The sequence below is a fragment of the Gordonia metallireducens genome (genome assembly GCF_021245825.1).
Lineage (GTDB): Bacteria > Actinomycetota > Actinomycetes > Mycobacteriales > Mycobacteriaceae > Gordonia > Gordonia namibiensis.
The window spans coordinates 16,107-34,909 of record NZ_JAJQJP010000018.1; the positions used below are offsets into that span (position 1 = coordinate 16,107).

General features: G+C 66.9%; 20 protein-coding genes. 10 read left to right on the forward strand and 10 right to left on the reverse strand.

The window, feature by feature from the left end; genetic code table 11:
• The first annotated feature begins 16 nt into the window (after window positions 1-16).
• The 3 genes from LQD00_RS06020 (at window position 17) to LQD00_RS06030 (ending at window position 2,243) form a co-directional block, all read left to right on the forward strand.
• Window positions 17-805 (forward strand): enoyl-CoA hydratase-related protein, encoded by a 789-nt coding sequence (locus LQD00_RS06020; protein WP_005198736.1) that lies wholly within the window; start codon window positions 17-19, stop codon window positions 803-805.
• A gap of 78 nt (window positions 806-883) precedes the next feature.
• Complete coding sequence (locus tag LQD00_RS06025) at window positions 884-1,858, forward strand: class I SAM-dependent methyltransferase (protein ID WP_006865666.1); 975 nt, start codon at window positions 884-886, stop codon at window positions 1,856-1,858.
• Window positions 1,859-1,985: 127 nt separating this feature from the next.
• Window positions 1,986-2,243: a hypothetical protein gene (locus LQD00_RS06030; protein ID WP_232716106.1), complete on the forward strand. Its 258-nt coding sequence runs from the start codon at window positions 1,986-1,988 to the stop codon at window positions 2,241-2,243.
• 6 nt (window positions 2,244-2,249) lie between these two features.
• Here the strand turns inward: LQD00_RS06030 and LQD00_RS06035 are convergent, their stop codons facing one another.
• Complete coding sequence (locus LQD00_RS06035) at window positions 2,250-2,870, reverse strand: P-loop NTPase family protein (protein ID WP_232716107.1); 621 nt, start codon at window positions 2,868-2,870, stop codon at window positions 2,250-2,252.
• Between LQD00_RS06035 and LQD00_RS06040 the strand changes: the two genes are divergently transcribed.
• On the forward strand, window positions 2,869-4,068 hold the full coding sequence (locus tag LQD00_RS06040) for a class I SAM-dependent methyltransferase (RefSeq protein ID WP_232716108.1): 1,200 nt from the start codon (window positions 2,869-2,871) through the stop codon (window positions 4,066-4,068). The genes LQD00_RS06035 and LQD00_RS06040 overlap by 2 nt on opposite strands.
• A gap of 58 nt (window positions 4,069-4,126) precedes the next feature.
• A complete protein-coding gene (locus tag LQD00_RS22830; protein ID WP_232716109.1) occupies window positions 4,127-4,759 on the forward strand; it encodes a DUF3887 domain-containing protein in 633 nt (210 codons plus the stop codon).
• Window positions 4,760-4,834: 75 nt separating this feature from the next.
• Here the strand turns inward: LQD00_RS22830 and LQD00_RS06050 are convergent, their stop codons facing one another.
• Window positions 4,835-6,172, reverse strand: coding sequence for an outer membrane protein assembly factor BamB family protein (locus LQD00_RS06050; protein ID WP_232716110.1), 1,338 nt, complete (start codon window positions 6,170-6,172; stop codon window positions 4,835-4,837).
• 90 nt (window positions 6,173-6,262) lie between these two features.
• Between LQD00_RS06050 and LQD00_RS06055 the strand changes: the two genes are divergently transcribed.
• A complete protein-coding gene (locus tag LQD00_RS06055; protein WP_232716111.1) occupies window positions 6,263-7,027 on the forward strand; it encodes an acyltransferase in 765 nt (254 codons plus the stop codon).
• A 121-nt stretch (window positions 7,028-7,148) separates the two neighbouring features.
• Here LQD00_RS06055 and LQD00_RS06060 read toward each other — a convergent pair whose 3' ends face one another.
• The 8 genes from LQD00_RS06060 to LQD00_RS06095 form a co-directional block, all read right to left on the reverse strand.
• Window positions 7,149-8,693, reverse strand: coding sequence for a signal peptidase I (locus LQD00_RS06060; protein WP_232716112.1), 1,545 nt, complete (start codon window positions 8,691-8,693; stop codon window positions 7,149-7,151).
• Window positions 8,693-9,247, reverse strand: coding sequence for a hypothetical protein (locus LQD00_RS06065; protein WP_232716113.1), 555 nt, complete (start codon window positions 9,245-9,247; stop codon window positions 8,693-8,695). Before LQD00_RS06065 ends, LQD00_RS06060 begins: the two co-directional genes overlap by 1 nt.
• Window positions 9,244-9,945, reverse strand: a complete 702-nt coding sequence (locus LQD00_RS06070; RefSeq protein ID WP_232716114.1) for a signal peptidase I — start codon at window positions 9,943-9,945, stop codon at window positions 9,244-9,246. The genes LQD00_RS06065 and LQD00_RS06070 overlap by 4 nt, the downstream gene beginning before the upstream one ends.
• The gene (locus LQD00_RS06075) at window positions 9,942-10,514 is read right to left on the reverse strand and encodes a hypothetical protein (protein ID WP_232716115.1); all 573 of its coding nucleotides are present in this window, start codon (window positions 10,512-10,514) and stop codon (window positions 9,942-9,944) included. The genes LQD00_RS06070 and LQD00_RS06075 overlap by 4 nt, the downstream gene beginning before the upstream one ends.
• 13 nt (window positions 10,515-10,527) lie before the next feature.
• A complete protein-coding gene (locus LQD00_RS06080) occupies window positions 10,528-11,118 on the reverse strand; it encodes an alternate-type signal peptide domain-containing protein (RefSeq protein ID WP_232716116.1) in 591 nt (196 codons plus the stop codon).
• An 82-nt stretch (window positions 11,119-11,200) separates the two neighbouring features.
• Window positions 11,201-12,484, reverse strand: a complete 1,284-nt coding sequence (locus LQD00_RS06085; RefSeq protein WP_232716117.1) for a glycosyltransferase family 4 protein — start codon at window positions 12,482-12,484, stop codon at window positions 11,201-11,203.
• Window positions 12,481-14,034 (reverse strand): 1,4-alpha-glucan branching protein domain-containing protein, encoded by a 1,554-nt coding sequence (locus LQD00_RS06090; RefSeq protein WP_232716118.1) that lies wholly within the window; start codon window positions 14,032-14,034, stop codon window positions 12,481-12,483. The genes LQD00_RS06085 and LQD00_RS06090 overlap by 4 nt, the downstream gene beginning before the upstream one ends.
• 3 nt (window positions 14,035-14,037) lie before the next feature.
• Entirely contained in the window at window positions 14,038-14,856 is an 819-nt protein-coding gene (locus tag LQD00_RS06095) for a class I SAM-dependent methyltransferase (RefSeq protein ID WP_406566965.1), read from the reverse strand.
• Window positions 14,857-15,087: 231 nt separating this feature from the next.
• On the opposite strand from LQD00_RS06095, the gene LQD00_RS06100 reads away from it, so the two are divergent.
• From LQD00_RS06100 to LQD00_RS06115, 4 genes are all read left to right on the forward strand, one after another.
• Window positions 15,088-15,873, forward strand: a complete 786-nt coding sequence (locus tag LQD00_RS06100) for an electron transfer flavoprotein subunit beta/FixA family protein (protein ID WP_232716119.1) — start codon at window positions 15,088-15,090, stop codon at window positions 15,871-15,873.
• Window positions 15,874-15,925: 52 nt separating this feature from the next.
• A complete protein-coding gene (locus LQD00_RS06105) occupies window positions 15,926-16,882 on the forward strand; it encodes an electron transfer flavoprotein subunit alpha/FixB family protein (RefSeq protein ID WP_232716120.1) in 957 nt (318 codons plus the stop codon).
• Window positions 16,883-16,970: 88 nt separating this feature from the next.
• Window positions 16,971-17,897, forward strand: a complete 927-nt coding sequence (locus LQD00_RS06110; protein WP_232716121.1) for a GNAT family N-acetyltransferase — start codon at window positions 16,971-16,973, stop codon at window positions 17,895-17,897.
• 4 nt (window positions 17,898-17,901) lie between these two features.
• Entirely contained in the window at window positions 17,902-18,750 is an 849-nt protein-coding gene (locus LQD00_RS06115) for a lysophospholipid acyltransferase family protein (protein WP_232716122.1), read from the forward strand.
• Window positions 18,751-18,803: the final 53 nt, after the last annotated feature.

The window sequence follows — 18,803 nt, forward strand, 5'->3', positions numbered from 1 at the left end:
ACGGTAGCCTTCGAGAATGCCTGAGTTCGTGACCCTCGAAACGTCCGACGATCATCCCGGCGTGGGCACCATCCTGCTGGCCCGCCCGCCGATGAACGCGTTGAGCCGCCAGGTGCAGGCCGAGCTGGCCGCGGCCGCCGAGGAGGCGACGCTCCGCGACGACATCAAGGCCGTCGTCGTCTACGGCGGACCCAAGGTCCTCGCCGCCGGCGCCGACATCAAAGAGATGAACGACCTCGGTTACGCCGAGATGAGCAAGGTCGCCGGTCGACTGCAGCGCGACCTCGGCGCCATCTCCGAGATCCCGAAGCCCACGGTCGCGGCCATCACCGGCTACGCGCTGGGCGGTGGCCTCGAAGTCGCTTTGGGAGCCGACCGCCGGATCGCCGGTGACAATGCGAAGCTCGGCGTCCCCGAAGTCCTGCTCGGACTCATCCCCGGTGGCGGCGGCACGCAGCGTCTGGCGCGACTCATCGGACCGGCCAAGGCCAAGGACCTCATCTTCACCGGCCGCTTCGTCGGCGCCGAGGAGGCACTCGCCATCGGCCTGGTCGACGAGGTCGTCGCCCCCGACGAGGTCTACAACGCCGCCCTCGCCTGGGCAGGGCAGTTCACCGGCGCCGCGTCGGTGGCGATCGCCGCCGCCAAGAAGGCCGTCGACCAGGGCCTCGGCGTCGACCTCGACACCGGACTCAAGATCGAAGAACAGCTCTTCGCCGCGCTGTTCGCCACCGAGGACCGTGCCATCGGCATGAAGTCGTTCGTGGAGAACGGCCCCGGCAAGGCGAAGTTCACCGGGCGCTGAGCGAAGCGACCCTCGAACGCTGAGCGACGCCCCATACAGACATCAGTAGTGACCGACCCACGCGACAAGGAAGCGATCATGACCACCGACGCCACCCCGGGTATCGATCCGGCGCCGAATCCGCATGCCACAGAGGAGCAGGTGCAGGCCGCTCTGAAGGACACCAAGCTCGCCCAGGTGCTCTACCACGACTGGGAGGCCGAGACCTACGACGAGAAGTGGTCGATCAGCTTCGACGAGCGCTGCATCGATTACGCGCGTGGACGTTTCGACGCCATCGAGACCGACGAGCCGCTGCCGTACGGGCGTGCGATGGAACTCGGTTGCGGCACCGGCTTCTTCCTGCTGAACCTCATGCAGTCCGGTGTGGCCGAGAAGGGTTCGGTCACCGACCTGTCGCCGGGCATGGTGAAGGTCGCGCTGCGCAACGCCGAGAACCTGGGCCTCGACGTCGACGGCCGGGTCGCCGACGCGGAGAAGATCCCCTATGACGACAACACCTTCGATCTCGTCGTCGGACACGCTGTGCTGCACCACATCCCGGACGTCGAGCAGGCGCTCCGCGAGGTGCTGCGCGTGCTGAAGCCGGGCGGCCGGTTCCTGTTCGCCGGCGAGCCGTCGACCATCGGTGACTTCTACGCGCGCTGGATGAGCCGCGCGACGTGGGCGGTCACCACCAACGTCACCAAGTTCGGACCGCTGCAGAGCTGGCGTCGCCCGCAGGAGGAGCTCGACGAGTCCTCCCGCGCCGCCGCTCTCGAGGCCGTCGTCGACATCCACACCTTCGATCCCGACGAGCTGGCCGGCATCGCCCGTTCCGCCGGTGCTGCCAAGGTCTCCACCGCCACCGAGGAACTGGCCGCCGCCATGCTCGGCTGGCCGGTCCGCACCTTCGAGGCCGCGGTTCCGCCGGAGAAGCTCGGTTGGGGATGGGCGCGGTTCGCATTCGGCGGCTGGAAGCGTCTGACCTGGCTGGACGAGAACGTCCTGCGCAAGGTCGTCCCGCAGAAGTTCTTCTACAACGTGGTGGTCACCGGCACCAAGCCGGAGTAACTCCAGCGTTTTGTAGAAAGCGCAGGGTTATGGCGCGCATTCTCTCTACCGATCGGGTCGTCGCTTCCGCGACGGCCCGATCGTCGTTTTCGGGACCGGGGCCGCATCCTGCGTGCAACCATTGGCTATGGCCACCCTGCTGTCGTCCGATGAGTTCGAGATCCGTCTGCTCTTCAGTGACCCGGTGCCGGAGGTGAGGCAGTTCCTTCACGAGGTCATCGAGAAGCGCGAACCCATTGCTCTCGACGTTGAGGGCACGGTGCATCTGCTGAACGTCGCCAACGCCAGGCACGTGGTGCTGGCCGAGCAGGACCCGGACGACGAGTCGCTGGTCACCGACGATCGGACCACCGTCGTCACGTCGATCGTGGAGTTGCGCCAGTAGGACCGATCAGGAGAGTCCGGCGAGCCACGCGTCGACGTCGGCCTGGGATCGCAACCGCACGACCGGAAGTCCAGGCTCTGACCGCTGGAGCTGCGGTACCACCGCGGCGACCGCGTGCCGTTGGCTCACCGACCACCGGATGATGTGCTCGGGGTTGGTGAAGATGGTCCGCAGGGGCGCCTCGAGGTTGCCGTTCCACAAGACCTCGCGCCGCAGTCGCCGCCGCACAGTACGCCTCACGACGCGAGGGAAAGTGGTCGTCCAGTAGGGCAGGTCGAGCCAGACCAGCAGTTCGGCACGCGCGGCTATCAACGGTCGCGCGTCGCGGTACTGCCACTCGGTCACCCAGGCGTCGCCTGCCAGGAACTCCCGTACATCGTCGAGGAACTCGGGTCGGCGTACCCAGCCCGGACCGTGGTGGAGGGCGTCGATCTCCACATGCGGAACGTCGAGGAGTCCGGCGATCCGGCGCGCCGTGGTCGTCTTGCCGACGCCGGACACCCCCGCGACCGCGATGCGCCGGGGATGCCGCGGACGGTCGTCGTGGACGTTCACATCCGCCATCGTCGCAGACGTGGCGGGCGATCCGGGGAGGGGCAGGTGACGACGGTAGCCTGCAAGGATCATGAGCTATTCCTTCGGTCTCGACGACGTCGCGTTCCTGCGGTCGCGCCACGGTGAGAAGGCGCTGGAGACGGTGTCGGGTCTGGCGCTCACCCCCGCGTCGATGCTGTCCGACATCACCGAGGTGCGCAGTCGGTACGCCCCGCACGACGCCGCGCTGATCGAGACCGTCCGGAACCGTCGGCGAGCCACAGCGAAGCTGCGGGACCCGGCGGGGTTGTTGCTCACCGACGACGGGCTGCAGCAGGCGACAGCGTCGGTCGTGGCCGCTCATCGCGCCGCCGAGATCTCCACTCGTTACCCGGCGTCGGTGGTTCACGACATGACCTGTTCGATCGGTGCAGAGCTCCGGGAACTGGTGCGCGTCAACGGCATCGCCGGAGTGATCGGCAGCGACCTCGACCGCGTCCGGCTCGCGATGGCGCGCCACAACGTTCCCGGTGCGACGCTTCTGGTCGCCGACGCGTTGACCCCGACCTCGACTGCGGATGTTCTTCTCGCCGACCCTGCTCGACGCTCCGACGCCGGCCGGATCTTCCGTCTCGACCAGCTGACCCCACCGCTGCTCGAACTGCTCGCCACCTATGCGGGCCGCACACTGATCGTGAAATGTGCTCCCGGACTGGATCATCAGATGCTGCGCAACCGGTTCGGTTTCGACGGCGAGGTACAGGTGACCTCGCTCGATGGCGGCGTCCGCGAAGCCTGTCTGTGGTCGGGGCCGGGAGTCGAGTCCCGGCGCCGGGCAACGGTTCTGCGCACCCGGCCCGACGGTACGGTGACGGAGTTCGAGATCACCGATCACGAGGACGACGACGTACCGGCCGGCGAGGCGGGGGAGTGGATTGTCGATCCGGACGGCGCGATCGTCCGGGCCGGGCTCGTCAAGCACTACGCCCACCGCTTCGGTCTGTGGCAACTCGACCCGCAGATCGCTTACCTGACCGGCGATTCGGTGCCCGCCGGGGCGCGCGGGTTCCGGGTGATCGAGCAGGTCGGGGTGACGGAGAAGATTCTCCGCAAGGCCCTGGCGGCCCACGGTTGCGGCCCACTGGAGATCCTCGTCCGCGGCCTCGACGTCGACCCCGACCAGCTCCGCAAGAAGCTCAAACCCAAGGGCGACCGCCCACTGTCGGTGGTGCTCACCCGGATCGGACGCAAAGGGGCCGCATTCATCTGCGAGCCGGGCGTGAGGTTCTGACGAGACCTTTGTAAACCGGAGCTTGACACCTCGATGCTTGTAAATCTAATCTTTACAAGTGTCCGAGGTGGAAGAAACAGCACGGGAGATCGAGCGGTACGCGCGCAGTGTGGCAACCGGACCCGGTTCCGAACCGGGGGACCCGGGTGCTCGCGAAGCGGCACTGACCCGAGTCCATGACGCACTCCAACTGGGCCGTCGCGCAGAGGAATTGCTCAGCGCCACGGCTCGCGCCGCACGAGAGTTCGGATGTACCTGGCAGGAGATCGGCGACGTCGTCGGTGTCACCCGTCAGGCGGCGTTCCAGCGCTTCGGCAAACCCATCGACCCCAGAACAGGAGCACCCATGCAGAAAGTCACGATCGCCCACGCCGACGTCATGGCCCTCGACATCATCGAGAAGATCACCAAGACGGAGTGGGCCAGTGTCACAGCACGTTTCGACGAGACGATGACGGCTGCCCTGTCGGACACCGCACTCGCCGACGCCTGGGCGGCGGTGGTGGCTCTCCAGGGTGAACTCGAGAGCACCGGAACGCCTTTCGTGCGCGGTCACGGCCTGCACACGGTGGTCGACGTCCCGCTGGAGCAGGAGGCCGGGGAGATGGTCTTCCGCGTCGCGTTCGACGCCGACGGCCGGATCGCGGGACTGTTCTTCCTCAATCCCGACGCGGCGAGCAAGGAACTCTGAGCGACCACGTAGAAACAGAAATGCGGGCTGAGTGCTGGTTTCGGGCACTCAGCCCGCATTCTTTGTTCGGACGCTCTATCTGAGGTTGGCTTTGCTGTCGAAGAAGTACACCTCGCCGAGGTTGGTCGCGGTCGCGATCTGCCCTGAGAAGGAGACCGAGACACCGGTCGCGAACCCTGACGAATTCGGCAGCGGAAGGGTACGTTTCGTCGCCCCGTCGTCGGTCGAGACCTCCACCAGTGACAGGGTGTCCTTGCCGGGGTCACGGACGACGGTCCAGGCGGTCTTCTGCTGGGTCAGCGCGGAGAGACTGACCGTGGCGAGATCGGCGCGCTGCCACACCTTCTCGGCGCGGTCACCCGCATCGCGGTACAGGGTGAGCGGGGCGCCGAGCGACCCGGTGGGGATGATCAGGCCGTCAGGTGACACGGTCATCGTCGCGAAGCCGTGGCCGCCGATGTCCTGGGTCCACTTGGTCGACCCGTTCTCGGTGTTCAGCGCGACGATCTTGCCGTCCCGCGAGAAGGCGTAGAGCGTGGCGCCGTCGGCTGACAGGGTCGGCGTACCGATGACGCCGCTCGGGATGTCGGCCTGCCAGGCGGTCCGCACCTCGCGCTTCCCGGCGACCTTGTTGTACTTCATCGCCCGGATCTGCGACGACGCCGCGCCCTGGGGGAAGAAGTTGAGGTAGAAGCGTTCTCGGCCGGTGTCGACTGCAGCGGGTGCCGGGATCGCGCATTGCGGTCCGTTGCGCACGCAGTCGCCGAAGCCGAGGAGCGGCTGTTCGGGGTCGGCGTCGTCGCGCAGTTTCACCTCGGGGGCGGTCAGTTCGTTGCGCTGGGTGTCGATGAGCAGGATCTGGCCCTGCGTCGTCGTCACGAGCACCTCGTTCGGGGCGGCGAACTTCGCCGACAGCGGCACCCCGATGACGCCGGCACGCCAGCGGATCGCACCACCGGCGTTGTACGCGAGGAAGGTGGTCTCCTCGCCGAGGTACGGCTGGTCGTACTGGTCGACGAGCATCGCGTTGACCTCGACGCCGGCGCGCATGTCCTTGCAGAAGTTCTTGCGGCCCGACCGGCCGTCGAGCACCAGGACGTTGCAGCCCTGGGCGGCATTCGAGGTGACGCCGACGTTGCCCTTGCCCGAGATCGTGACGGGTGCGGTGACCGGTCCGCCGGTGGGGCGCGTCCAGCTGAGGGCGAGGTCGTCGGGGACGTCGGCGTAGGCGAAGTTCGCGTTGCCGGGGACGCCGCCGTAGCTGGGCCAGCCGACGCTCGGGATCGAGCGGACGTCGATGTGCCCGTCGGAGCAGCCGGCGAGTACCAGCGAGCTCACGGCCGTGACGGCGACGAACAGGCGGGTCAGCGCAGATCGGCGGTGTCGGGACACCTGCGGTCGTGCCAAGGCCATCCTGCTCCTCATCGTCGGTCCTCACCGGCACGAGACGTGCCAGCAGTGAGCCTATCGTGTGCGAAAAACCGGTCGTTTAGGGTTTGTCCCATGACCACCATGTGGAACGCCTCCTACCGGTCCCGACGCCGCGCCGGCCGTCGCCGCGATCCCGAGCAGGCACGATTCCTCACTCTCGATTCGCTGCGCTGGGTAAAACGCAATCGCGCGTACACCCCGTGGTACCTGGTCCGTTACTACCGTCTTGCGAAGTTCCGCCTGGCCAACCCGCATGTCGTGCTGCGCGGCATGGTGTTCCTCGGCCGCAACGTGGAGATCCACTGCACTCCGGAACTGGCCCGGATGGAGATCGGCCGTTGGGTGCACATCGGCGACGGCAACTCGATCCGGTGCCACGAGGGCAGCCTGAAGATCGGCGACAAGACCGTCTTCGGCTGCAACAACGTCGTGAACGCCTACCTCGACCTCGAGATCGGCGGGTCCACGCTCGTGGCCGACTGGTGCTACATCTGCGACTTCGACCACAAGATGGACGACATCACGCTCCCCATCAAGGACCAGGGCATCGTGAAGGGCCCGGTCCGCATCGGACCCGACACCTGGGTGGCGGCCAAGGTGTCGGTGCTGCGCAACACCATCGTCGGCCGCGGCTGTGTTCTCGGCTCGCATGCGGTGGTCAAGGGCGTGATCCCCGACTACTCGATCGCGGTCGGAGCCCCCGCCCGCGTGGTCAAGAACCGCATGGACGACTGGGCCAAGAACGCCGAACAGCGCGCCGAACTCGAACGCGCCCTCGCCGACATCGAACGCAAGAAGGCCGCCGCCGAGAAAGCTGCCGCAGAGCGGGCGAAGTAGCGTCCGGCTGTCTGGATTGATGTCGCGCGCGACGTCAGTCCGGTCCTGCGAGCTCGGCTGTGCTCGCGCGGCCGGGTCGACGTCGCACGCGACCTCGTTTCGACCGCGCAGCCGGTACGGATCAGGATTCGGCTGGGCCATCCGCAGACGGTACCGATGTGGCGGCAGGGGTAGGTGTCGAGTCCGACGGCGCGTCGCTGTCCTCGATCGGAGCCTTGGCCCCGGCGGCTGCAGGTTCGACGACGGTCTCGGTCCACCGGTTCCCGTCCCGCTCGACGGTTGTCACCGTGCCGTCGGGTTCGGTGATCTCCAGGGTCGAGGTGCCGGGAAGCCAACGTATCTCGCTGTTCGGGGGGTACTGGCCCTCGTACTCACGGTCGCCGGTTTCCGCGCTACGTATCGTCACCTTGCCGCTCGACTCGTAGTAGGCGTAATCGCCGGCATCGGACAAGGTTCCGCCGTCCGGAAGTTCGGCGGTCTCCGATGTCGTGGTCTCGGTGGGTTCGACGGACTCGGCTTCGCTGTCTTCCGACGCTCCGGGATCGGCGGACTCCGGAGAACCGGGGGCCGACTCCGGTACCGCACGAAATGCTGCCCCTGCTGGGCCGTTAACGGTTCCCTGGGTCACGCATTTGATACCGGCTGGGATCTCGAGGGTCGTCGTGCTTCGTATGGTCTGGCTGAGGTAGGAGACAGACCGGAATTCACCGACCGTATTGGTCAGGCGCACAGAGAATGTGCCACCACCGAGAAGCAGGGCGATCAGGGTCTGGAGAAGGCCGCCCTGAACCCGAAACGTCGCAGGGTTCGCGAGAGTCGAGGCGTCGAGGACTTCGACCTGGCCCCCGGGAAAGGCGAGCTCATACTGGTAACGCGAGTTCCCTGCTGGGTTGGGCCAGCTCAGCTCGACGGACGAGAACAATCCGATGATTCCCAGAAGGGATACGGTGATGTTGTTGCACGTGAACGACGTGGGGTTCGCCGGCCTTCCCGCGGTGACCGCACCGGTCGCAGTCGCTCGCCCAGTGAGCGCATGAGCATCCCCAGTGCCGTGAACCGTCGACGCGCCCAGCGCGACGACCAGGGTTGCAGCAGTTCCTGCCAGAATTCGCTGCCCTGCTGGCGAATTCCGCCATCCCTGTTTCGGTGCGAATGCGACGGCGAGGAGCAGCAGAATTGCGAGAGCTTGTAGAGCAAGCGTGTACGGGTTCTTCAGCCAGGCGGCGATGTAACCGAGAAGCGGGACCGTCCCGAAAACGCGGTCGACCTCGGTGACGACGTACGTATGCGAATCGGCGACGTCGTTCGCATCACCGCGCAGCGTGAGCGACACGGAATTGCCGGTACGCCCGTCGACTGACTCAACTCGGTGCGTGACCCGCACGCCGTCGTCGCGAATAACGCTCACGACGTCACCCTGCTGGATCGAGGTGGCCGTCACCGAATGACTCAGTCCTAGCGAGCCGGTTGGGATCGTGGGCGCCATGGACCCGGTCTCGAAGATCATCGGACGGACCCCGAAGACCAGCGCGAGGACCGTTGCGATCAGACAGATGCTGCCGGCAACAGCACTGACTGTCAGCAGGCGATCGGCTCGGTGGCGAGGAATGGGTACCGCGAACTCGACGGTCGGGGAGTCCTCGATGTCGACGTCGATGTACTGCATCACGGCACCGCCGCGTCGAACGTGAAGGTGACTGTTCCGGTGGTCCCGGCCAGGGTCCCGGCAGCGTTCGTGGGCAAGGTCAGCTGCATACACAACGCCTCGGCGCCGGTCGCCGCGGCCAGGGACGGGCGGGTGGCAAACGTCGTGGCGGTGGCAGTGATCGGCACACCGGTGACCAGCTGCGTACCGCCCGTACAAACGGAACCGCTGACCGTGCCGCCGGTCACGACGCGCAGTTGCATGGCGCGCCCGAGGGTGGTGGCGCTCGACACCTTGGCGCTGTAGGTGAATGCCACGGTGCCAGTGTTCTGAACGGTCACCACGTTGGCGGTCGTGTCACCCGGCACGAGCGAGCCGGGAAACGCGAACGTGTGCGCGACAGAGCCGTTCGCCTTGATCTCGAGGTTCGCGGTGGTGAAGGTGCCTGATGTGGTTGCGGCAGTCGTAGACCACAGGGCAGTGGTGCCGATAGCGCTGGTGGTCAGCAGGATCCCGCACGTCAGCATCGCACGCACCCGGCGTGACGCACCCGGCGACCACCTCAGACGACTCATGCACTCGTCTCCGGATCGGTTGGTGCGGCGTCGGAATCGCTCACGTCGCTCTTCTGGCGACGATCGGCGATGAATTGCCATCCGCCGTAGACGAACAGCGCGCCCGCGGCCGCGAAGATCAGCACCGTGCGGCGCTGGCCGGTAAACCAGTTGTTGACCCAACCGATGTAGGGCACCGAGTACCAGAGGGTGCCCCGCACCTGCACGGGCCGGACGGGCTCGGCATCGGCGAGTCCGTTGTTGTCACCCTGGGTTACGAATCGGAGCTCGCCCTGCGGGTTCTCGGTCACCTCGATGACCCGATGCGTGATGACTTCTGGTGAACCCGAACGAATCTGATAGGTCACGACATCACCGACGCCGATCTCATCCGCAGGCCGCGGTTTCACGACGATGAGCGTGCCCGGCGGATAGTCCGGCTTCATCGAACCGGTGAGAACCGTATAGGGCTGTGCGCCGGCGATCTTCGGGATCAGGATCGTCGCACACAGGATCGCGACGGCCCCGATGAGCAGCAGCCAGGAGATGCCTTGCCGCAAAAAGTGGAGGGCGCCATGCTTGGTGTCAGTGCCGTCTGCGCTATCTCTATCGGGCGACTTGGTATAAGCCGAATCAGTCAGCGGCGGGGCAGCTTTCACAAACTCGATAGTTCGTTGTTCGTCGACCGTCGTGCCCGGCACGTGCGTGTACTCGTTCATGGTCGGTCCTGGTCCGCCTTGAAAATGAAGTTGATGGTGAAGGTGGCCGGCGTTTGCCCGCTCACCGAAACCAGTTCGGCGCGAATGCACCACGTGGTCGAGGCGTCCACCCCGAGTGGGACCACCGTGCCATCGATATCGGTAAGGGTATTGATGGCGTTGGTCGCGGTGAACGCGTCACTCAAGGGGACAGCGGCACCGGGACATGTCGGCGTTTGACTCCCGGACAGCTTGATCGAGACTGACGCACCGGGGGTCGAGACCACTGGTCCGGCGGAGGCCAGATGGAACAAAAGCGGTGTAGAGCCGGTGTTGGCGATCGTCAGGACCGCCTGCGACGACTGGCCGGGAAGCATGTTGGTCCCGTTCAGTGCAGGGAAAGTGAACGACGAACCACCACCGGAACCCGGTGCGAGACCGATAGTTCCGGTGGTGATGTTGGACGTGGGGCCATCCGCCTGCGCGGTCCACAGTGCCAGAGTGGTCTGTACCGATCCGAAGATCAGCACGACCACCCCGATCGCGAGGGCCGCGAAGAGGACGCCCCGCCGCTTCAGGGCCGCGGGCACGAGTAGACCAGCGCTACGACGGACGGACCTGATTCAGCATGATCTGCATGCCACTGACATTGATCTGACCGTTGGTGAAATCGGTACCTGTTGTTGCAGGGTCGAAGGCCACTGTGACTTTGACAGGCAACACCTGGCCACCGGACACGACAATCGGCGCATTGGTGTAGGCGGCATTGTCAACTTCGGTTTCGATGTCGACCCGACTTGTGGGAGGCAACGTCGAGTCTGTCCCGAGGTCGGTCACCGAGAGTTGAGCACGCATATTCTTACCCGTGGCAGTGACAGTACAAGTGACGTTGTACTCCCAAATGTCGCCGGGGACCATGAGCGTGGTGCCTGGTGTCACAGCGGTGACTGGAACGTCTCCCGAGACGTCCGTCCACGCCCCGTTCGGGCATGCGAGTCCGAAGGCTCCCGCTGTTATATCCGCGCCCGCAACGTCCTCCGCATCACTCCACAACGCATACGACCCCATACCTCCGAGGAGCAGGATCGCGCCCGCGCCGACGGCAATGGCGCCCTTTGTTTTCCGATTCATGAACGTGCCCCTTTCAGGGAAAGCCGCGCCCCAGAAATGTTTGCTGTGGGCAATGCGCGTCACGTTAGCGAATCGGAACAGGGTCCGCTTTCGAAACGGATGTTATTGGTGATGCTAGAGACTAATTTGTTATGGAAAGTACAAATCAGGGCTCGACGGGTTTTCCGGGGTCGCGTTCCGGAAGTGGCCGCATCGGGATATCCGGACGTCCGACGGGGTGACGCACCCGGCGCTTGGCGGCCAGGTGCACCGATGCGGTGCGTTCGGCCACCTCGGCCCAGGAGAACTCGGCGGTGAGTCGGGCCCGCGCGCGGACAGCTCGTTGTGCTGCCGCGCCGGGGTCGGAGAGCGTCGCTCGTACTGCAGCGGCGAGTCCGGCGACGTCGGCCGGTTCGAAGGTGAGGCCGGTATCGGGTTCCTGCACGGCCTCGCCCAGACCGCCGGCGGTCGAGACGATCAGCGGGATACCGGTGGCCGCTGCCTCCAAGGCGACGATGCCGAACGGCTCGTAGCGGCTCGGCAACACGATGGCGTCGCAGCGGTGCATGAGGGTCACCAACTGGTCGTGGTCGACGGCGCCGATGAACCGCACCGCCTTGCTCACCCGATGCTTGCGGGCCTGCTCCATCAACCACTCTCGCTGGGTGCCGTCACCGGCGATGGTGAGGGTGGTCCCCGGATGACTGCGACGGATACGGGGGAGTGCTGCCAGCAGGTCCTGCACACCCTTCTCGTATTCGAGGCGGCCGGCGAACAACAGTTCCGCCGGGCCGCTGGTCCGCGTTCGTGCCGCGAACGGCCATGTGCGGATGTCGATTCCGTTGTGGATCACGGAGATGTCGGCGGCGTCGTAACCGAACAATCGGTTCACCTCGTCGCGCATGGACGCCGAACACGTGATGAGAGCGTCGGATTCGGCGACGAGCCACCACTCCACCGAATGCACCTGCCGGTTGGTGCGGCCGCTGACCCAGCCACTGTGCCGGCCGGCCTCGGTGGCGTGGATGGTGGAAACCAATGGCACATCGAAGAATTCGGCCAGCGCGATCGCCGGGTGGGCGACCAGCCAGTCGTGCGCGTGCACGACATCCGGAATCCATCGAGTCGACGAATCTGCGAAAGCCCGCTCGCCGGCGAGGATCTTGAGTCCGGCACGGATGAAGGAATGGCCCATCGCCAGAGTCCAGGCCATCATGTCCTGACCGAAATCGAACTCCGGCGGATCCTCGGCGACCGCGATCACGCGCACGCCTTCGACAACGGTGTCGGTCGTCGGATGCGTGAGTGCGTCGGTACCGGACGGGCGGCGGGTCAGGACCACGACATCGTTTCCGGCGGCGGCCATCTCGGTGGCAAGATGATGCACATGCCGACCCAGCCCGCCGACGACGACGGGTGGGTACTCCCACGACACGAACAAGATCTTCATGAGATGCTCCCCTCGGCATCCGCGGTCAGGATCGCGTGCAGACGGCGCGCATCGAGTGCGGGGAAGAGATTGTCGGCCCGCGCCCAGTTCTGCGCGAGCGTCGCCGCCGCGTCGTCGCGACCGCGGAGTGCGGCATCGCTGATCTCCCGCGTGGCGTGTGCGTGCGTGTGCGCCCGGGACACAGCGTACTGCGCGGCGGTGTCCTTCGACACCATGAACGGCCAGTCGGAAGACACCGTGAGCAGGGCTTCCCGAACGATCTGGTCGGCGACGCGGCTGCGTTCACCGCCACCGGCGAGGAGTTTGGCCACGGCGTCGAGCGCCGTCTCGGTCACCTCCTCATTGAGGGTGACGAGATGCTGCACCTGCGGACCGTTCCACACGCGCCAGTCCTTACCGGATCCCCACGACGACGCGGGAAGATCGACCGGGTCGCCGACGAGACCGGATTGCGTTGCGCCGGCGAGGGTTCCGACCTTCACCCCGACCTCGGGCAGGCGACGCAGGACGCGTTCGAGCCAGATCGGACCCTCATGCCACCAGTGCCCGAAGAGCTCGGTGTCGAAGGCGGCGACCACCAGTGCGTCGCGGCCGATGCGCTCCGACTCCGCGATGAGCCGCTCGCGGACGTGTCCGACGAAGTCCTCGACGTGGCGGTCGATCACGGCGTCGACCCGGGCCGGGTCGTAGGGCTTCTTCTCCTCGCCCGGCACCGAGCGTCCGGTGACGCGGAACCGCTTGAGTCCCGACTCGTGATCGTAGGTGTGGAAGTCGCGGTAGGCGGCGTGGCCGGGATAGCCCGACTTCGGCGACCACACGCGGTAACTCACGGTGAGGTCGCGACCGTAGGCGATGACACCGCTGTCGCCGACCGGGCGGCCGAGTGCGGTGTCGCCGTGCAGGGTCGGCCCGTCGACCATGAAGTGCCCGACGCCGGCGCGGGCGTACTCCGCTTCCATGCCCGGCGCGAAGGCGCATTCGGGCGCCCAGATGCCGGCGGGGTCGAAGCCCCAGCGCGCGTGCGCGTCGTGGAGGCCTTCACGAAGGAAGAAGGTGCGCAGCCGCGGGTCGAGCAGCGGCGCGAAGGGATGCGCGAGGGGTCCACCGAGGATCTCGGCGACCCCGCTCGAGGCGACGCGGCGGATCAGCGGTGAGGCGCCGTGTCGCCACTTCGTCTCGAAGGTCTCCAGGGCCCGCTGGGCGTCGAGGAACTCACGACGACCTGCGTCGGCGCGGTCGGGGTCGTTCGACGTCGCCGCCTCGGTCGCCCGCAGCTGCCAGTCGGCCAGCCACTCGTACATCGACGACGCACAGTGCGGGTCGTCGAGCTGCGCGGCCAGGACCGGGGTGATCCCGAGCGTCAACTGGTCGGAGAAGCCGTCGTCGGCGAGACGTTCGAGGACGTCGAACAGCGGGATGTACGACGACGCCCACGACTGATAGAGCCACTCCTCACCGACCGGCCAGCGGCCGTGGTTGGCCAGCCAGGGCAGGTGGGAGTGCAGGACGAAGGTGAACTGTCCCGGAACCTCGGGGGTGCTGATGGTCATTGCTCAGTCCCGGGTCGCCACCGCGAACAGGTCGAGCGAGGCGTCGATGTCGGAGTCGCGCGCGTCGAGCACGGCGAAATCCTCGGCGGTCACCCCGGCGACATCGTCGACGAGATCGGTCGGCCACGGTTCGCCTGCGAGCGCCCGCTCGATCTGGGCGTCGATCAGCGATCCGCCCCACTTCTCGTCGAGTGCGGTCAGGCGCGGTCCGTGGTGCACACCGAGCATCGCGTCGAGGGTGAACCCGCCGTCGACGATCAGTTCGGTGAGTTCGGCGGCGTTGAGTTCACGGGTGTGGAACGGGTTGAGCGGGGTGTCGCGGCCGGGGGAGAAGGTGATCCGGTTGGGCGTGGAGATCAGCAGCCCACCGCCCGGACGCAGCACACGACGGCACTCGGCGATGAAGGCGGCCTGATCCCAGAGGTGCTCGATCACCTGGAAGTTGACCACCAGATCCACCGAGGCGTCGTCCAGCGGGAGATCGATCAGATTGCCCTGGTGCACGATCAGCCCCGGGTAGCGGCGGCGGGTGTGTTCGACCGCCGAGGTGTCGTAGTCGACGCAGACCACCGACGACGCCCCGGCGTCGGCGATCATCGCGGCCCCGTAGCCCTCGCCGGAGCCGGCTTCCAGGACCGCGCGGCCCGCGCAACGGTCGAGGATGTGCCGGTAGGCGATCTCGTGGCGGCGGAACCAGTAGTTCTCCGCGGGAATCCCCGGGACCGTCCGCTCACCGGTCAGCGCCAGTTGTTGGTCGGCGTCGAGGGACTCCAGACCGGTCATCCCGGCCGTCGGCGGAGAACCGAGGTCTGCGTCAGTCATCTGCAAGAGCGTAGGGCATGGGGTCGCGGCGTCCCGGTTCGTCCCGGCCGCGACGACCGACCGAACGATCGGCCGAGGTCGTCGCCGGTTCTCTGTCCAGGTACGACGCCGGTCCAAAGTGTGAGGTAGTCGATGTTTAGTGAGAACATAGGAGACGCTAAAGTGGTGGAGACCAATGGCCTTACCCGCCGGTAAGTTGCCGAACCCGACGCAGGAGGTCGACGAAGACCAATGACAAACATTGTCGTACTGATCAAGCAGGTTCCCGACACGTGGTCCGAGCGCAAGTTGTCCGAAGACGACTACACCCTGGACCGCGAGGCAGCTGACGCGGTTCTGGATGAGATCAACGAGCGCGCCGTCGAGGAAGCGCTGAAGATCAAGGAAGCCGACGGCGGCGAGGTCACCATTCTGACTGCAGGTCCCGACCGGGCCACCGACGCCATCCGCAAGGCCCTGTCGATGGGCGCCGACAAGGCGATCCACATCAAGGACGACGCGCTGCACGGCTCGGACGCGGTCCAGACCGCCTACGTCCTGGCCCGCGCACTGGGCACCGTCGAGGGCGTCGAGCTCGTCATCGCCGGCAACGAGGCCACCGACGGTCGCGTCGGCGCGATCCCGGCGATGATCGCCGAGTACCTCGAGCTCCCGCACCTCACCCACCTGCGCAAGCTGACCCTCGAGGGCGAGACCCTCAAGGGCGAGCGTGAGACCGACGAGGGCATCTTCCACATCGAGGCCCAGCTCCCGGCGATCGTCTCGGTCAACGAGAAGATCAACGAGCCCCGCTTCCCGTCCTTCAAGGGCATCATGGCCGCGAAGAAGAAAGAAGTCACCGTCGTTTCGCTGGCCGAGATCGACGTCGAGCCGACCGATGTGGGCCTGGAGAACGCCGGCAGCGTCGTGAACTCCTCCACCCCGAAGCCGCCGAAGACCGCGGGCGAGCGCGTCACCGACGAAGGCGACGGCGGCACGAAGGTCGCCGAGTACCTGGTCGGCCAGAAGATCATCTGATCTTCCCCACCAGTCCATCCGGCGAACCCCAGACATTCAGGAGAAAACCAACATGGCAGAAGTACTCGTGCTCGTGGAGCAGGACGCCGAAGGCGCCCTGAAGAAGGTCACCAGCGAGCTCATCACCGCCGCCCGCGCTCTCGGTACCCCGTCGGCGGTCGTCGTCGGCAAGCCCGGCTCGGCCGACGCGATCATCGACGGCCTCAAGGAGGCCGGCGCCGAGAAGATCTACGTCGCCGAGTCCGACGACGCGGCAGGCTACCTGGTCAACCCGCAGGTCGATGTCCTGTCCTCGATCGCCGAGAGCGCCGCTCCGGCAGCGATCCTGGTCGCGGCCACCGCCGACGGCAAGGAGATCGCCGGCCGTCTTGCCGTGCGTCTCGGCTCGGGCGTGCTCGCCGACGTCGTCGACGTCAAGGAAGGTGGCGTGGGCATCCACTCCATCTTCGGTGGCGCGTTCACCGTCGAGGCCCAGGCCAAGGGCGACACCCCGGTTATCTCGATCCGCCCCGGTGGTGTCGAGGCCGCTCCGCAGGCCGGCGCCGGCGAGCGTGTCGACGTGGAGGTCCCGGCAGCTGCCGAGAACGCCGTCAAGATCACCAAGGTCGAGCCGAACATCGGCGGCGATCGTCCCGAGCTCACCGAGGCGTCGATCGTCGTCTCCGGTGGTCGCGGTGTCGGTAGCGCCGAGAAGTTCTCGGTCGTCGAAGAGCTCGCCGACGCGCTCGGTGCCGCTGTCGGTGCCTCGCGTGCCGCCGTCGACTCCGGCTACTACCCGGGTCAGTTCCAGGTCGGTCAGACCGGTAAGACCGTCTCGCCGCAGCTCTATGTCGCCCTGGGTATCTCGGGCGCCATCCAGCACCGCGCCGGCATGCAGACCTCGAAGACCATCGTCGCCGTCAACAAGGACGAAGAGGCGCCGATCTTCGAGATCGCCGACTACGGCATCGTGGGCGACCTGTTCAACGTCGCCCCGCAGCTGACCGAAGAGGTCAAGAAGCGCAAGTGATCTGGAAGATCACGTAGTACCCCGGTGGCCCCCGACGTTCGCGTCGGGGGCCACCGTGTGTTTGCGGCGCGTTCACCCGGGGCTGCCGGTGCGGCTCGTGTTCATCCGGATCGCCCCGACACGTCACGTGGCCGTGGTCGTGGCGACGCCGGCGGCAGCTTTCATTCGGGGCATGAACGCTCTGCAGTCCATCGTCACCACTGCGGCAACCGATTCCGCCGTCTCGGCCACCCTGCTGACCGCCGGCCCGGTCCAGGTGCTGGTGTCCGACGACCCCGCCGACATCCGTGCCGCCCAACGACTTCGGTTCCGGGTCTTCGCCGACGAGCCCGGCTTCTCCGACCGTATCGGCGACGCGACCACCGCCCGTGACGCCGACCGGTTCGACGAATTCTGTGAACACCTCATCGTGCGGCACGACGACCACGGCGTCATCGGGTGCGCACGTCTTCTGGCGCCGCCGCGCGCGATCGCTGCGGGCGGCTGGTACTCGTCCACCGAGTTCGACCTGAGTCGACTGGCCGACATCTTCTCGGAGACAGTCGAATTGGGCCGAGCATGCGTGCACGCGGGGCACCGCGACGGATCGGTCACCGCCCTCATGTGGGCCGCTCTGCTCCAGTACATGGAGCTGGCGGGCTACCGGTATCTGATGGGTTGCGTGTCGGTGCCGCTGCACAGTCCGGGGGAGTGGATGCCCGGAGCCGTGCTGCGCGCGGTCCGTGATCGGTTGCGCGAGGACTACTCCGACCCGGTACGACGCGTCACCCCGCTGACGGCTGCGCGCATCGGTGGGCGCCTCCTCGACGACATCACGCCCTCCGACATCATCGGCATGCCGCCCCTGATGCGCGGGTACCTGAGGATGGGCGCCCGGATCTGCGGTGAGCCCGCTGTCGACGACGTGTTCGACGTCGCGGACTTCCTCACCCTCCTTGACCGGGAGGGCGCCAACCGGCGCTATCTCGACCGCCTGCGATCGAGTGCCCAGCGTCTCGGCTCGGCGAGGTCCTGACGCGGTGACCACCGTTCCGGTGGAGCGTCACCCGTGGTTCCCGGTCAGCGACTGCGGGCAGGAGTGTCTCGGTCCGTGCGCCACGAGGCGGGTCGCGGATGCCCTGACTGTGGGTGCGCGACTGTGTCGTCTCGGAGCGACCACCGGCCGGCTCGTCGCGACGCTCGTCGCCGATGGCACGATGGCGCGGCTCCTCAGGCGGCCCCGACGAGCACTGCGTGCGCGGGCCGCGGGTTCCCTGCTCGCAGCGCTCGGGATCGGGGTCGTCGTCGACGACCGGCGAAGCGACCCGCACGCGAACGGGCTCATCGTCGCCAACCACATCTCCTTTCTCGACGTCCTCGCGCTGGCGCTCGTCAGCCCGGCGGCGGTGGTCGCGAAGTCCGATGTCGTCGACATGCCGGTGGTGGCGGGCCTCGCGCGTCGGTTCGGGGTGATCGCGGTCGACCGGGGGACGCTGCGCGGGCTCCCGGCGGCGGTGGGGGACGTCTCCGCGCGACTGGCTGCCGGATCGTCGGTGATCGTGTTCCCGGAGGGGACGACCTTCTGCGGCCGGACCGGCGGCGCGTTCCGGCCGGCGTTCTTCCAGGCGGCGGTCGACGCGGCGGTGCCGGTGGTCCCGGTCCGCCTGCGGTTCGTCGGGCCCGACGGGCGTGCCGCGACGGCCCCGAGTTTCATCGGCGACGACTCGCCGCTCGACACCTTGCGTCGGGTGCTGCGGGCCCGCGGACTCACCGTGGTCGTCCGCCTGGAACGAGTCGAGGTGCCGGGCGCCGACCGTCGTGAACTGTCCCGGCGTTGCGAGCGTGTGTTGCACACCGCGGAAAGTGACATCGAACGTTCTCTGATATAGGTTCCTTCGCAAGCGGCCGCACTTGTGGCCGAGGAGATCGCCGTATGTCGAAG